The 13,499-nt window shown below is 67.6% G+C and carries 13 protein-coding genes; 9 read left to right on the plus strand and 4 right to left on the minus strand.

Annotated features, from left to right (window positions below):
- Positions 1–93: 93 nt before the first annotated feature.
- Both rpmB and rpmG read left to right on the plus strand, forming a co-directional pair.
- On the plus strand, positions 94–330 hold the full coding sequence (gene rpmB, locus E6C76_RS19010) for a 50S ribosomal protein L28 (protein WP_102041067.1): 237 nt from the start codon (positions 94–96) through the stop codon (positions 328–330).
- 40 nt (positions 331–370) lie between these two features.
- Positions 371–538: a 50S ribosomal protein L33 gene (gene rpmG, locus E6C76_RS19015; RefSeq protein WP_107493707.1), complete on the plus strand. Its 168-nt coding sequence runs from the start codon at positions 371–373 to the stop codon at positions 536–538.
- A 128-nt stretch (positions 539–666) separates the two neighbouring features.
- Here the strand turns inward: rpmG and E6C76_RS19020 are convergent, their stop codons facing one another.
- The gene (locus E6C76_RS19020) at positions 667–870 is read right to left on the minus strand and encodes a cold-shock protein (protein WP_136349868.1); all 204 of its coding nucleotides are present in this window, start codon (positions 868–870) and stop codon (positions 667–669) included.
- A 454-nt stretch (positions 871–1,324) separates the two neighbouring features.
- On the opposite strand from E6C76_RS19020, the gene clpS reads away from it, so the two are divergent.
- The 4 genes from clpS (at position 1,325) to aceA (ending at position 6,240) form a co-directional block, all read left to right on the plus strand.
- Positions 1,325–1,633, plus strand: a complete 309-nt coding sequence (clpS, locus tag E6C76_RS19025; RefSeq protein WP_136349826.1) for an ATP-dependent Clp protease adapter ClpS — start codon at positions 1,325–1,327, stop codon at positions 1,631–1,633.
- On the plus strand, positions 1,634–3,907 hold the full coding sequence (gene clpA, locus E6C76_RS19030; protein WP_136349827.1) for an ATP-dependent Clp protease ATP-binding subunit ClpA: 2,274 nt from the start codon (positions 1,634–1,636) through the stop codon (positions 3,905–3,907).
- A 141-nt stretch (positions 3,908–4,048) separates the two neighbouring features.
- Positions 4,049–4,528: a ribonuclease E activity regulator RraA gene (gene rraA / locus E6C76_RS19035; protein ID WP_136349828.1), complete on the plus strand. Its 480-nt coding sequence runs from the start codon at positions 4,049–4,051 to the stop codon at positions 4,526–4,528.
- A gap of 398 nt (positions 4,529–4,926) precedes the next feature.
- Positions 4,927–6,240 (plus strand): isocitrate lyase, encoded by a 1,314-nt coding sequence (gene aceA / locus E6C76_RS19040; protein ID WP_136349829.1) that lies wholly within the window; start codon positions 4,927–4,929, stop codon positions 6,238–6,240.
- Between the two features lie 93 nt (positions 6,241–6,333).
- On the opposite strand, the gene E6C76_RS19045 is transcribed toward aceA, so the two are convergent.
- Complete coding sequence (locus E6C76_RS19045) at positions 6,334–6,846, minus strand: Spy/CpxP family protein refolding chaperone (RefSeq protein WP_168734385.1); 513 nt, start codon at positions 6,844–6,846, stop codon at positions 6,334–6,336.
- A 196-nt stretch (positions 6,847–7,042) separates the two neighbouring features.
- Here E6C76_RS19045 and E6C76_RS19050 point away from each other — a divergent pair, with 196 nt between their 5' ends.
- Positions 7,043–7,807, plus strand: a complete 765-nt coding sequence (locus E6C76_RS19050) for a response regulator (RefSeq protein ID WP_136349831.1) — start codon at positions 7,043–7,045, stop codon at positions 7,805–7,807.
- Between the two features lie 2 nt (positions 7,808–7,809).
- Positions 7,810–9,138 carry an ATP-binding protein gene (locus E6C76_RS19055; RefSeq protein ID WP_136349869.1) on the plus strand — a complete coding sequence of 443 codons (1,329 nt, stop codon included), beginning with the start codon at positions 7,810–7,812 and terminating at the stop codon, positions 9,136–9,138.
- A gap of 9 nt (positions 9,139–9,147) precedes the next feature.
- Here the strand turns inward: E6C76_RS19055 and E6C76_RS19060 are convergent, their stop codons facing one another.
- Together E6C76_RS19060 and glpK are read right to left on the minus strand one after the other, a co-directional pair.
- Positions 9,148–10,719, minus strand: a complete 1,572-nt coding sequence (locus E6C76_RS19060; protein ID WP_136349832.1) for a glycerol-3-phosphate dehydrogenase/oxidase — start codon at positions 10,717–10,719, stop codon at positions 9,148–9,150.
- Positions 10,716–12,215 (minus strand): glycerol kinase GlpK, encoded by a 1,500-nt coding sequence (glpK, locus tag E6C76_RS19065; protein WP_136349833.1) that lies wholly within the window; start codon positions 12,213–12,215, stop codon positions 10,716–10,718. Before glpK ends, E6C76_RS19060 begins: the two co-directional genes overlap by 4 nt.
- A 127-nt stretch (positions 12,216–12,342) precedes the next feature.
- Here glpK and E6C76_RS19070 point away from each other — a divergent pair, with 127 nt between their 5' ends.
- Complete coding sequence (locus E6C76_RS19070; protein ID WP_136349834.1) at positions 12,343–13,221, plus strand: DMT family transporter; 879 nt, start codon at positions 12,343–12,345, stop codon at positions 13,219–13,221.
- The last annotated feature ends 278 nt before the right edge of the window (positions 13,222–13,499 follow it).

Below are 13,499 nucleotides of genomic sequence, written 5' to 3' on the forward strand. Positions count from 1 at the left end.
CAGCAGCCTTCGATCAATCAGGCACTTGCGCAACCCCTCATTGATGGAGTATTCTCCAGGGCTTTTCGCAATCCGAATTCCCTGGAGCATCGTATGGCTCGCGTCTGCCAAGTGACCGGTAAAGCACCGATGGTGGGAAATCATGTTTCCCACGCCAACAACAAAACCAAGCGCCGTTTCCTCCCCAACCTGCAGAACCGCCGGTTCTGGAGCGAGGCCGAGAACCGCTGGATCAGCCTGCGCGTTTCCAACGCCGGTCTGCGCACCATTGACAAGAAGGGCATCGACGAAGTCGTTGCCGAGCTTCGCGCCCGCGGCGAGAAGGTCTGAGGACGCCCTCGGACACGCCGCGCACTGAACGGAGAGCATCATGGCAAAAGGCATTCGCGAAAAGATCAAGCTGGAATCCACCGCCGGCACCGGTCATTTCTACACCACCTCGAAGAACAAGCGCACCACCCCGCAGAAGCTCGAGTTCAAGAAGTACGATCCGGTCGCGCGCAAGCACGTCCTGTACAAGGAAATCAAGCTGAAGTAGCCGGTCCGCCCCACACACGGGGCACTCGCTCCAGAAAGCAAGAGGCCGTCGGAAAACCGACGGCCTCTTGTCTTTGGAAACCGTACTCGACAACTGGCTGGCTGCGGTACGGCCCTCCGCGGCGGGTCTTAGGCCCGCTGGATGTTCGACGCCTGCTTGCCCTTCGGGCCCTGCGTGACTTCGAAGCTCACCTTTTCGCCTTCCTTCAGGGTCTTGAAGCCACCCATGTTGATCGCCGAAAAGTGCGCGAAGAGGTCTTCGCTACCATCATCCGGGGTGATGAAGCCGAACCCCTTGGCGTCGTTGAACCATTTAACAGTGCCAGTTGCCATATTGCGTAGATCCTTCAAGTGTGCACAAAACGGGCCGGAAAACCCGGCGAGCATGTCGATGCGAAGGAAGCGGAACCGGCACTGCCGCAGCGGATAATCCGACGCGCCCCTTCCTCCCGACCGCCCTGGCGGCCCGGCGGAAAGAGCCGGCGCGTTGCTCTTTGCACGACATACGAAAGTGCTTTTACGCAACTGGCGGCATAGCGTCAAGCACTTTCCCCCGTATTCCACTCATCATTCCCTGCCAGGTGTGGCATACGCACGCCTGCGCGCCGCCAGCCCGACCACCCTTGGCACGGGAATGGCTTGCAGTCCGGGGAAACGTCCGCATTTACCGACTGAAGCCGGCATCCGCGGGCGGCTCCGGAACTGTTGTATTTCGGCACGACAAGCGGCTGAAAACCCGGCCGGCGGCGTTGTTGCACTCTGCTTCGACTTGATTAGAATGGGTCTCATGGCCACGCACAAGCAGGACGAGTCTCTACTCGAAGCGGAGCGCACACGCACCAAGCCTCCGCCGTTATACAAGGTGTTGCTGCTCAACGACGACTTCACGCCGATGGATTTCGTCGTCGTCGTGCTGCAGAAATTTTTCGGTATGGACCGCGAACGTGCCACGCGGGTCATGCTCCAAGTCCACAGAGAAGGCATGGGGGTATGCGGCGTCTTCCCGAGAGACATCGCCTCGACCAAGGTGGAACAGGTCGTCGCCTATGCAAGGCAACACCAGCACCCGCTGGCGTGCGTGATGGAGGAAAACTGAATGATCGCGCAAGAGCTTGAAGTCAGCCTGCACATGGCCTTTGTCGAGGCCCGCCAGAAGCGCCACGAGTTCATCACCGTGGAGCATCTGCTGCTCGCCCTGCTCGACAATCCTTCCGCCGCGGAAGTGCTGCGCGCATGCAACGCCAACATCGAGGAGTTGCGCCGCGAGTTGACCAACTTCATCAACGAGCACACGCCCAAGGTCGAAGGCAGCGAGGAAATCGACACGCAGCCCACGCTCGGTTTCCAGCGGGTCATCCAGCGCGCGATCCTGCACGTGCAGTCCTCCGGCAAGAAGGAGGTCACCGGCGCCAACGTGCTGGTGGCGATCTTCGGCGAGAAGGATTCGCACGCGGTGTATTTCCTCCAGCGCCAGAACATCTCGCGGCTGGACGTGGTGAATTTCATCTCCCACGGCATCGCCAAGACGCCCCAGCAGGGTGCGGGCGCACCGAACCGGGGCGAAGCGGAAGCGGGCGAACAGGAGCAGGAAAGCCAGTCCTCCGGCGGCGCCCTGGAGAACTACACGCAGAACCTCAACCAGCAGGCGCTGGTGGGCAAGATCGACCCGCTGATCGGCCGCGAGAAGGAAGTCGAGCGCGTCATCCAGACCCTGTGCCGCCGGCGCAAGAACAATCCGCTGCTGGTCGGCGAGGCCGGCGTGGGCAAGACCGCCATCGCCGAAGGGCTGGCGCGCCGCATCGTCGAAGGGCGCGTGCCGGAAGTGCTGGAGAACGCCCAGGTGTACGCCCTCGACATGGGCGCACTGCTGGCCGGCACCAAATATCGCGGCGACTTCGAGCAGCGCCTGAAGGCGGTGCTGAAGCAACTGGTCGAGCACCAGGGCGCCATTCTGTTCATCGACGAAATCCACACGCTGATCGGCGCGGGCGCCGCTTCGGGCGGTACGCTGGATGCCTCCAACCTGCTCAAGCCGGCGCTGTCGTCCGGCCAGTTGAAGTGCATCGGCGCGACCACCTATACCGAGTACCGGCAGATCTTCGAGAAGGATCACGCGCTGTCGCGGCGCTTCCAGAAGATCGACGTGGTCGAGCCCAGCGTGGCCGAAACCGTGGAGATCCTCAAGGGGCTGAAGAGCCGCTTCGAGGAGCATCACGGCATCAAGTATTCGGCTTCCGCGCTGTCGAGCGCGGCGGAGCTGGCGGCCAAGTACATCAATGACCGCCACCTGCCGGACAAGGCCATCGACGTCATCGACGAGGCCGGCGCGGCGCAGCGCATTCTGCCGAAGTCCAAGCAGAAGAAGACCATCGGCAAGAACGAGATCGAGGAGATCGTCGCCAAGATCGCGCGCATTCCGCCGCGCACCGTGTCCAACGACGACCGCGCCGCGCTGAAGACGCTCGACCGCGACCTGAAGAACGTGGTGTTCGGCCAGGACGCGGCCATCGAGGCGCTGGCCAAGGCGATCAAGATGTCGCGCTCCGGCCTGGGCAACCCGAACAAGCCGATCGGCTCCTTCCTATTCTCCGGCCCCACCGGGGTGGGCAAGACCGAGGTCGCCCGCCAGCTCGCCTACACCCTGGGCATCGAGCTGGTGCGCTTCGACATGTCCGAGTACATGGAACGCCACGCGGTCAGCCGGCTGATCGGCGCGCCGCCGGGCTACGTCGGCTTCGACCAGGGCGGCCTGCTCACCGAGGCGATCACCAAGAAGCCGCATTGCGTGCTGCTGCTCGACGAGATCGAGAAGGCGCATCCGGACATCTACAACATCCTGCTGCAGGTCATGGACCACGGCACGCTGACCGACAACAACGGCCGGCAGGCGGACTTCCGCAACGTGATCGTCATCATGACCACTAACGCGGGCGCGGAGGCCATGCAGAAGTCGGTGATCGGCTTCTCCGCGAAACGCGAGGTAGGTGACGAGATGGCCGAGATCAAGCGCATGTTCTCGCCGGAGTTCCGCAACCGGCTGGACGCCACCATCTCGTTCAAGGCGCTGGACAACGAGATCATCCTGCGCGTGGTCGACAAGTTCCTCATCGAACTCGAGGCCCAGTTGCACGAGAAGAAGGTGGAGGCCCACTTCACCGACGATCTCAAGACCTGGCTGGCCGAGAACGGCTTCGACCCGCTGATGGGTGCCCGCCCGATGGCGCGCCTGATCCAGGACACCATCCGCGCCGCGCTCGCCGACGAGTTGCTGTTCGGCCGTCTGGTCGGTGGCGGCAAGGTCACCATCGACCTCGACGAGCAGGACAAAGTCAAGCTGGTGTTCGACGAGACCGAAGCCGCCACGGTCTGATTCCGGCCTCTCCTTCCGGCCACGGCCCCGCGCGGGAGCCGTGGCCGTTTTGCTTTCCACCCGTCCCGCAGACATGGCCCGGCATGCCGCGCTCGTTTATGATCGTCCGGTCATCGCGAATCTCTCGGCAAGGAGCGCCTCATGGATATTCATACCGCAGATCTGTGCGACGAACATGGCGACCGGGTCAGCGTCGCCACCCCGATGTTCCGCAGCTTTGGCGGACGCCGCGCGTTCGGCGGGCCGATCCGCACGCTGAAACTGTTCGAGGACAACTCGCTGGTGCGCAAGGCGCTCGCCTCTCCCGGCAACGGACACGTCCTGGTCATCGACGGTGGCGGCTCGCTGCGCTGCGCGCTGGTCGGCGACCAGCTCGCCGAACTCGGGGTCGCCAACGGCTGGGCCGGCGTTCTGGTGTATGGCTGCATTCGTGATGCGCGCGCCATCGGCGGCATGGACATCGGCGTGTTCGCGCTCGGCACCCACCCCTGCAAGACGGTCAAGCGTGACATCGGCGATGCCGACGTACCGGTGCACTTCGGCGGCGTCACCTTCACGCCCGGCCAGTTCGTGTACGCCGACGAAGACGGCGTGATCGTCTCCCCCACCGCACTGCTCTGAAGCCCCCGAGCCGCCACGCCGCGGCCCCTCCGGCAAGGCCGCCCGCCGCCTCCGTGCGATGGGCGGCCTTGCCATGTTGACGGCCACGGGTCGAAGGTGCCGCTGTATCCGCCCATGTGCGCATGCAGCATGCACAGGCCACTTTCCATTTCACCAGGCCAATTTTAATTTCACATCCCAAAACAAAATTTTTAATACGTTGTTTGATTTGAAGAAAATTTTTTCTTATATCTTATATAAGACATATTGCTGCCCTGCAGGATGCTCCCTATACTTCTTCACGTCCGGCGCACTTTTCCGCCCTCGCCGACACGGCAGCGGAACCGTTCAGCCCGGTGGGTCCGGCGCCCGGTGAACTGGGCCGCCCTCGTACACCAACACTGAAAGAAGGAAGCATCATGACCCTGACCCGCGAACAGCAAATCGCCGCCCTCGAAAAAGACTGGGCCGAAAACCCCCGCTGGAAGAACGTCAAGCGCGGCTACGCCGCCGCCGACGTCGTCCGCCTGCGCGGCAGCCTGCAGCCGGAATACACCCTGGCCCAGCGCGGCGCCAAGGTGCTGTGGGAGAAGGTCAATGGCGGCGCCAAGAAGGGCTACGTGAATGCCTTCGGCGCGATCACCGCCGGCCAGGCCATGCAGCAGGCCAAGGCCGGCCTGGAAGCCGTGTATCTGTCCGGCTGGCAGGTCGCCGCCGACGGCAACACCTCCGAAACCATGTACCCGGACCAGTCGCTGTACGCCTACGACTCGGTGCCGACCATGGTCCGCCGCATCAACAACACTTTCAAGCGCGCCGACGAAATCCAGTGGTCGCGCGGCATCAACCCGGGCGACAAGGAATTCGTCGACTACTTCCTGCCCATCGTTGCGGATGCCGAAGCCGGCTTCGGCGGCGTGCTGAACGCCTTCGAACTGATGAAGAACATGATCGCCGCCGGCGCCGCCGGGGTGCACTTCGAAGACCAGCTCGCCGCGGTGAAGAAGTGTGGCCACATGGGCGGCAAGGTGCTCGTGCCGACCCAGGAAGCCGTCGAGAAGCTGCTGGCCGCACGCTTCGCCGCCGACGTGATGGGCGTGCCCACGCTGATCCTCGCCCGCACCGATGCCGAGGCCGCCAATCTGATCACCTCGGACCACGACGCCAACGACAAACCCTTCCTCACCGGCGAACGCACGCAGGAAGGCTTCTACCGCGTCAAGAACGGTCTGGAGCAGGCCATCAGCCGCGGCGTGGCCTACGCCCCGTACGCCGATCTGGTGTGGTGCGAAACCGGCACCCCGGACTTGGGCTTCGCCCGCGAGTTCGCCCAGGCCGTGCATGCCACCAGCCCCGGCAAGCTGCTGTCCTACAACTGCTCGCCGTCGTTCAACTGGAAGAAGAACCTGGATGACAAGACCATCGCCAAGTTCCAGGACGAACTCTCCGCGCTGGGCTACAAGTACCAGTTCATCACCCTGGCGGGCATCCACGTGAATTGGTTCAACACCTTCCAGTTTGCCCACGCCTATGCCCGCGGCGAAGGCATGAAGCACTACGTGGAAATGGTCCAGGAGCCGGAATTCAAGGCGCGCGAACAGGGCTACACCTTCGTGTCGCATCAGCAGGAAGTCGGCGCCGGCTACTTCGACGACGTCACCACGGTGATCCAGGGCGGCTCCTCCAGCGTGAAGGCGCTCACCGGCTCCACCGAGGAAGAGCAGTTCCACTGAGTCGAATCCCGACTCCGCGTCGCGCCATCCGGCGCGGCGCAAACAAACGGGCCACCGCATGCGGTGGCCCGTTGTCTTTCCGAAAGGGAGTGCTCAGCAGCGCCCCGGGGCCTTGCGGCCACCGTCGCGCGGCCCCATGCGATGCCCATCGCGCGCTCGCGGACCGAAATCGGCGTCGAAAACCTTCTTCTGCGCATCGGACAGCTGCGCGTAGAAGCGCTCGACCGCCTTGCGGGTTTCGCCCAGTTCGGCCAGGCGCAGCTTGCCAGCCTCTTCCTGGCGCTGCAGACGCTCGACGGCGGTCTTCGGCGCCTCCTGCTTCGCGCGCTGGCCGAATTCCTCAGCGGCGCGGGCGGTACGCGCGTTGAGCGCGCTCTTGAACTCGTTCCAGGCCGGTTGCTGCTGGGCGGTCAGTGCCAGGGCCAGCTCCAGACGGGCCAGGCGCAGTTCGGCATGCTCGGCGAAGCGTTCCGGGGCCATGCGATGGACGCCAGGCTTGTCGCCGCGCGGGCCGCGCTCGCTGTCCTGCGCGAACGCGCCGGTCACCCAGACGCCATGGACGGCAATGACGGTGGCGGCAATCGCGGGTTTGATCCAGGTCTTCATGTTGTGCTCCTTGTCTCGGTTGTGGTTCGCTGCGCCCGACTCCGTGGGCGACGGGGCCATTACACCAGCGCGATGTAAGCCGCATTTGTCCGCAACCACCCGCTTTGCAGCCTGATGTCTCGCAGCCCGGTACAGATACGCTGGGATACAAAGCTGCAGGTCCGAACGCTTAAGATGCGGGCCAAGGAGAAACGCCATGAGCAATTCGCAAGACCACGTGCTGATCGTCGATGACGACCGCGAAATCCGCGGCCTGCTCGCCGACTACCTGGAAAAGCAGGGCCTGCGCTGCACCACCGCCGCCGACGGGCGCGAGATGAAGAGCGCGCTGGAGCGCCACCGCGTCGACCTGATCGTGCTCGACCTGATGATGCCCGGCGAGGACGGCCTGACCCTGTGCCGCAACCTGCGCGCGGCCGGCGGCCCGCAGGCCAACACGCCCATCCTGATGCTGACCGCGCGCGGCGAGGACATGGACCGCATCGTCGGCCTGGAGATGGGCGCCGACGACTACCTTGCCAAGCCTTTCGTGCCGCGCGAACTGTACGCGCGCATCCGCGCCATCCTGCGCCGCGCGCGCGCCCTGCCGCCCAATCTGGATGCCGCGCCGCCGGCCAACGCGCGCGAGCTGCATTTCGCCCAGTGGCGGCTGGACACGGTGAACCGCCATCTGCTCGACGGCGCGGGCACCGTGGTGCCGCTGTCCGGCGCGGAGTACCGCATGCTCGGCGTGTTCCTCGCCCATCCGCAGCGCGTGCTCAGCCGCGACCAATTGATGGAACTCACCCAGGGCCGCGAGGCCGACGTGTTCGACCGTTCCATCGACCTGCTGGTCAGCCGCCTGCGCCAGCGCCTGGGCGACAACGCGCGCGAACCAGCGATCATCAAGACCGTACGCAACGAAGGCTATGTGCTGGCCAGCGAGGTCACCCCGGTCGGTCAGGGTGGAGCCGCACGATGAGGCTGCGCCTGCCCTGGCCGCGCAGCCTGTTCGCGCGCCTGATGCTGATCTGGCTGATCGGCATCGCGCTGGTGCTGGCGGTCAGCCTGGCGCTGTTCATCGGCGAGCGCGACCGCGTCGGTCGCGATGCGCTGTTCGAAGGTATCGCGCAGGAAATCGCCGCCACCGCCGAAGTGCTCGACCGTCTCGCCCCGCGCGAACGCGAACGCTGGATCGACGAACTGGGCCGGCGCCGCCTGCGCCTGACCCTGCGCCCGCTGCCCGATCATGTCCGCCCCGCGCCGCTCAATCACCCCCTGCTGCCGGCGCTGCGCGCGGCCATGCCGGAACGCGCGGCCGCGCTGTACCTCCATCCGCGCGGTGACGGCCCGCACGGCGTGCTGCTCGCGCGCGTCAACCTGGCGGACGGCAGCCCGCTGGCGGTACGCCTGCCCAATCTGCCCCCCGCTCCGGAACTGCCCGCGCCGCCGCCCGGCCGCCTGCTCGCCGCGTTGGCCGCGCTGGTCGGCGGCGTGCTGCTGCTCACCTGGCTGGCCGTGCGCATCGCCACCCGCCCGCTGTCGCGCATGGCCGAGGCCGCCCGCCGGCTGGGCGAGGAACCCGAACGCGCGCCGCCGCTCGACCCGCGCGGCCCCACCGAGGTCGCCCAGGCCGCCGCCGCGTTCAACCAGATGCAGTCGCGCGTGCGCGAGCACGTCGCCGAGCGCACGCGCATTCTCGCGGCCATCTCGCACGATCTGCAGACGCCGATCACCCGCCTGCGCCTGCGCGCCGAACTGCTCGACGACGACAATCTGCGCGCGCGCTTCCAGTCCGATCTGGACGCCATGCAGGCGCTGGTGCGCGAAGGCCTGGACTACGCCCGCAGCATGGACGACGCTACGCCGGCACAGCCGGTGGATCTCAATGGCCTGCTGGAAGCGCTGTGCGACGACGCGGCCGACATGGGGTGGACCGTGCGCGTGCACGGGCAGGCCACCGCCCCCTGCCCCGCGCGCCCGGGCGCCTTGCGCCGCGCACTGTGGAATCTGCTCGAAAACGGGGTTAAGTTCGGCGAACGGGTGGAGATCAACCTCAGCGAAGACGCTTCGAACATCCACCTGCGCGTGCGCGATCATGGCCCCGGCCTGCCGCCGGAAGAACTGGAAAAGGTCTTCGAACCCTTCTACCGTACCGAGGCTTCGCGCAACCGCGAAACCGGCGGCACCGGCCTGGGGCTGGCCATCGCGCGCAACCTGCTGCGCGCCCAGGGTGGCGACGTCGCCCTGGCCAACCATCCGCAAGGCGGCCTGCAGGCCACCGTGACCCTGCCACGCCAGGCACGCGGTTGAGAACCCCGTTTACGATCCGCGTGGAGAACCGGGCAGATAGCCGGCCGCCAGCGCACGGAAGGCCGCCACCTGCCCCTGCGCCCAGCCCGCATCGCGGCCCAGTTCCTCGGCCAGGATCGCCGCCACGCGCGGCGCGGCCGCGGCGGCCAGCGCGGCGTCGATGAACAGCGCGCGGTGGCGGCGCGCCAGCACATCCTCCACCGTGCGCGCCAGTTCCCAGCGCGCCGCGTAGCGCACCTCCGCCTCGCTCAACGTCAGGCCGGCCCAGATCGCGCGGCCGGCCCCCGGCAGCGCCTCCACCTGCTCGCGGTCGCTGCCATACGGGTCCTCGCCCTGCGCCGCGCCGTGCAGACGCAGTGCGGCGGTATCGGATGCGCGCGCCGGCAGCCTGGCCACCGAGCGCGCGCTATCCACCGCATCTGCGCCCATGCGGCGGTAGGTGGTCCATTTGCCGCCGACGATGCTGACCAGGCCGCCGGGCGAAACCTCGATCAGATGTTCGCGCGACAGCCCGCGCGTGGGCGAGGCATTGCCCGCGCCGACCAGCGGACGCAGGCCGACGAACACGCTGGACACCTCCGCGCGGGTTGGCGCGCGGGCCAGATAGCGCGCGGCGGTGCGCAGGATGAAGTCCACCTCGCCCTCCAGCGGGCGCGGCTCCAGCGGCGCATCCGGCCGCGCGGTATCGGTGGTGCCGAGCAGCACCCGGCCCTGCCAGGGAATGGCGAACAGCACCCGCCCATCCTCGGTGCGCGGCACCAGCAAAGCGTCCTCGCCGGGCAGATAATCCCGCCCCACCACCAGATGCACACCCTGACTGGGGCGCAGCAGGACCGGCGCGAACGGGCGCTCCCAATGCCGCGCCTCGTCCGCCCACACCCCGGTGGCGTTGATCACCACACGCGCCGCCACCCGGTAGGCGGTGCCGCGTTCGCCATCCTGCGCCTGCACGCCGGCCACCTTGCCGGCCTGCATCACCAGTCCCTTGACCGGCATGTGGTTCAACGCCAGGCCGCCCAGATCGAACAACGTGCGCATCAGGCTCACTGCCAGCCGTGCATCGTCGAAGCGGGCGTCCCAGTACGCCACGCCGCCGCGCAATCCGCGCGGCCGCACATTGGGCAACGCGGCCAGGGTGCGCGCCGCATCAAGCACGCGCGCGCGGCCGATGCCATGCGCGCCCGCCAGCAGGTCGTAGGCCGCCAGGCCGGCGCCGAGCACAGGCTGATCCCAGATCCGGTAGGCCGGCACCACGAAGCGCTGCGCATGTACCAGATGCGGCGCGTTGGCAAGCAGCAGCGCACGTTCGGCGAGCGCCTCGCGCACCAGGGGCAGGTTGCCTTGCGCAAGGTAGCGCACCCCGCCGTGGATCAGCTTGGTGGCGCGCGAACTGGTGCCCTTGGCGAAATCGTGCGCCTCCAGCAGCAAGGTGGAATAGCCGCGCGCGGCCGCGTCCACCGCGCAGCCCAGCCCGGTGGCGCCGCCGCCGATCACCAGCACGTCCCAGGTGCGCGGCTCCTCCAGCCGCGCCAGCAACGCGTTGCGCGCCAGGCCCTGCGCGCCTGCCGCGCCGGCGCTCATGCCTCGTCCTCGGCCGCCCAGCCGCGTGTGCGCTCCACCGCGCGCGCCCAGCGGGCGCGCAAGGCGCTGCGGGCAGCATCGCCCAGGTTCGGCTCGAAGCGCCGTTCGGCATGCCAGCGCGCGGCCAGTTCATCGGTACCGGACCACACGCCCACCCCCAGGCCAGCCAGATAGGCCGCCCCCAGCGCCGTGGTCTCCAGCAGGCGCGGGCGCACCACCGGCACGCCGAGCAGATCGGCCTGGATCTGCATCAGCAGGTCGTTGGCCGCCGCACCGCCATCCACACGCAGTTCGACCAGTTCCGCTGCGCCGTCGGCACGCATCGCGTCGACCAGATCGACGGTCTGCAGGGCGATGGCCTCCAGCGCGGCGCGGGCGATGTGCGCAGCGCCACTGCCGCGCGTCAGGCCGAACAGCGTGCCGCGCGCCCAGGAATCCCACCACGGCGCGCCCAGCCCGGTGAACGCCGGCACCAGCACCACCCCGGCGCTGTCCGGCACGCTGGCGGCGAGCGCCTCGACCTCCGCCGAACTGCGGATCAGCCCGAGACCGTCGCGCAGCCACTGCACGATGGCGCCGCCCATGAAGATGCTGCCCTCCAATGCGTAGGCGGACAGCCCCCGGCCGCGCCAGCCCACCGTGCTCAACAGGCGGTGGCGCGAAGGCACCGGGCGCTCGCCGGTGTTCATCAACAGGAAGCAGCCGGTGCCGTAGGTGTTCTTGGCCATGCCTGGCGCAAAGCAGGCCTGCCCGAAGGTGGCCGCCTGCTGGTCGCCGCCGATGCCGGCGATGGGCACGGCCGCGCCGAGCACCGCGGGGTCGCTCTCGCCGCACACACCGATGCTGTCCACCACGCGCGGCAGCAGCGCTGGCGGAATGCGCAACGCAGCGCACAGTTCGGCGTCCCAGACACCGTCGCGCAGGTTGTACAGCAGGGTGCGCGAGGCATTGCCGGGGTCGGTGACATGCAGCCGGCCGCCGCTCAGGTGCCAGACCAGCCAGCTGTCCACGGTGCCGAAGGCCAGTTCGCCGGCTTCCGCGCGCAGGCGCGCACCGGGAATGTGATCGAGCAGCCAGGCGAGCTTGGTGGCGGAAAAGTACGGATCGAGCTCCAGCCCGGTCTTCGCGCGCACCACCTCCGCCAGCCCTTCGGCGCGCAAGCGTTCGCACTCGGCGGCGGTGCGGCGATCCTGCCAGACGATGGCCGGCCCCAGCGCACGGCCGCTGGCGCGTTCCCACAGGATGGTGGTCTCGCGCTGGTTGGCGATGCCCAGCGCGGCCAGCTGGCCAGCTGCCACGCCAGCCAGCGCGAGCGCCTCGCGGGCACACAGCAGCTGGGTATCGAGGATTTCCCGGGCGTCGTGCTCCACCCAGCCGGGCCGCGGATAGTGCTGGGTGAACTCGCGCTGCGCCACGCCGCACACCTTGCCGTCGGCATCGAACACCACTGCGCGGGAACTGGTGGTGCCCTGGTCCAGGGCCAGCAGATAAGCCATGCGCGCGCCTCCCCTACCTTCATCGCCTGATGTGTTCAGCTTACCGCGTACGGCGCACCGGCTCCATCGCGGCGGTTGCGCGGCACGCAACGGGCTATGATCGCCCCTTTGCCGCCCGTACCCCGCCATGCCTTCACTCTGGATGATCGTCGCCAGCCTGCTGTTCGCCTGCATGGGCGTGTGCGTGAAGCTGGGCAGCGACACGTTCTCCGCCGGAGAAATGGTGTTCTGGCGCGGCTTCGCCGGCCTGCTGCTGACCGTGCCGTTCGCGCGCCTGAGCGGCATGCCGCTGGGCACCCCGCTGTGGCGCCTGCAAGTGTCGCGCTCGCTGTCGGGCGCCTTGGCGCTGCTGTGCTACTTCGCCGCCATCGGCCTGCTGCCGCTGGCCACCGCCGCCACCCTCAGCTATACCTCACCGATCTTCATTGCCCTGCTGCTCGCGCTGTGGTTCCGCGAACGCCTGCGCTGGCCGGCCCTGTTGTCGCTGGGCATCGGCTTTGCCGGCATCGTGCTGCTGCTGCGCCCGACCCTGCAGGCCGACCAGTGGTCCGGCGCCGCGGTCGGCCTGGCCGCCGGCATGCTGGCCAGCCTGGCCTACGTCAGCGTGCGCGAACTGGGGCGCGGCGGAGAGCCGGAAGCCCGCACGGTGTTCTGGTTTTCCGCCGCCACCTCGCTGCTCGGGCTGCCCTGGCTGCTCGCATCGGGCGGTTTCCACGCCATCGACGGGCGCGGCGCGCTGATCCTGGCCGGCATCGGCCTGTTCGGCACGATCGCGCAACTGGCCATGACGCGGGCCTATCGCTACGGACGCACCATCGTCTCCGCCAGCCTGTCCTACACCACGGTGATCTTCGCCAGCCTGTTCGGCATACTTTTCTGGGATGAGCACCTATCCCCGACAGGCTGGGTTGCCATCGCGCTGATCATCGCCAGCGGCGTGCTGACCGGGCTGGCCACACGGTCCGGCGGGAGCGCACAAAACACTTCCGCCAGCAAGGGTATCTAGACAGGCCCGCCATGCTGGCGTAGGCTGCGCGTCAGGGTTTCGAGCCGCATCCTGCGGCTCGGGAGGTTTTCGTGTCGGTCGGGCCGCCGCCACAGCGCATGCGCCGTGGACCGACACTTCATCGACCTCCCCACGCCTGGATTCCGTCCGGGCAACAGGCCCTGCCCTTCCCAGGCCTTCCGCTCCGCCCGATCCGTGCGGCGGGCCGCCTCGCGCCCTCCCGGCGTACCTCTCAGCCCCTGCCGCATCCGTTCGTTCTTCCTGCACCCGCCTTGAAT

Source organism: Pseudothauera nasutitermitis (assembly GCF_004801295.1).
Classification (GTDB): domain Bacteria; phylum Pseudomonadota; class Gammaproteobacteria; order Burkholderiales; family Rhodocyclaceae; genus Pseudothauera; species Pseudothauera nasutitermitis.

Coding starts and splice junctions, on each gene's coding strand:
- aceA (WP_136349829.1), top strand. CDS start 4,927: ATGACCCTGACCCGCGAACAGCAAATCGCCGCCCTCGAAAAAGACTGG.
- rraA (WP_136349828.1), top strand. CDS start 4,049: ATGGATATTCATACCGCAGATCTGTGCGACGAACATGGCGACCGGGTC.
- E6C76_RS19045 (WP_168734385.1), bottom strand. CDS start 6,846: ATGAAGACCTGGATCAAACCCGCGATTGCCGCCACCGTCATTGCCGTC.
- glpK (WP_136349833.1), bottom strand. CDS start 12,215: ATGGCTTATCTGCTGGCCCTGGACCAGGGCACCACCAGTTCCCGCGCA.
- rpmB (WP_102041067.1), top strand. CDS start 94: ATGGCTCGCGTCTGCCAAGTGACCGGTAAAGCACCGATGGTGGGAAAT.
- clpA (WP_136349827.1), top strand. CDS start 1,634: ATGATCGCGCAAGAGCTTGAAGTCAGCCTGCACATGGCCTTTGTCGAG.
- E6C76_RS19050 (WP_136349831.1), top strand. CDS start 7,043: ATGAGCAATTCGCAAGACCACGTGCTGATCGTCGATGACGACCGCGAA.
- E6C76_RS19060 (WP_136349832.1), bottom strand. CDS start 10,719: ATGAGCGCCGGCGCGGCAGGCGCGCAGGGCCTGGCGCGCAACGCGTTG.
- rpmG (WP_107493707.1), top strand. CDS start 371: ATGGCAAAAGGCATTCGCGAAAAGATCAAGCTGGAATCCACCGCCGGC.
- E6C76_RS19070 (WP_136349834.1), top strand. CDS start 12,343: ATGCCTTCACTCTGGATGATCGTCGCCAGCCTGCTGTTCGCCTGCATG.
- E6C76_RS19020 (WP_136349868.1), bottom strand. CDS start 870: ATGGCAACTGGCACTGTTAAATGGTTCAACGACGCCAAGGGGTTCGGC.
- clpS (WP_136349826.1), top strand. CDS start 1,325: ATGGCCACGCACAAGCAGGACGAGTCTCTACTCGAAGCGGAGCGCACA.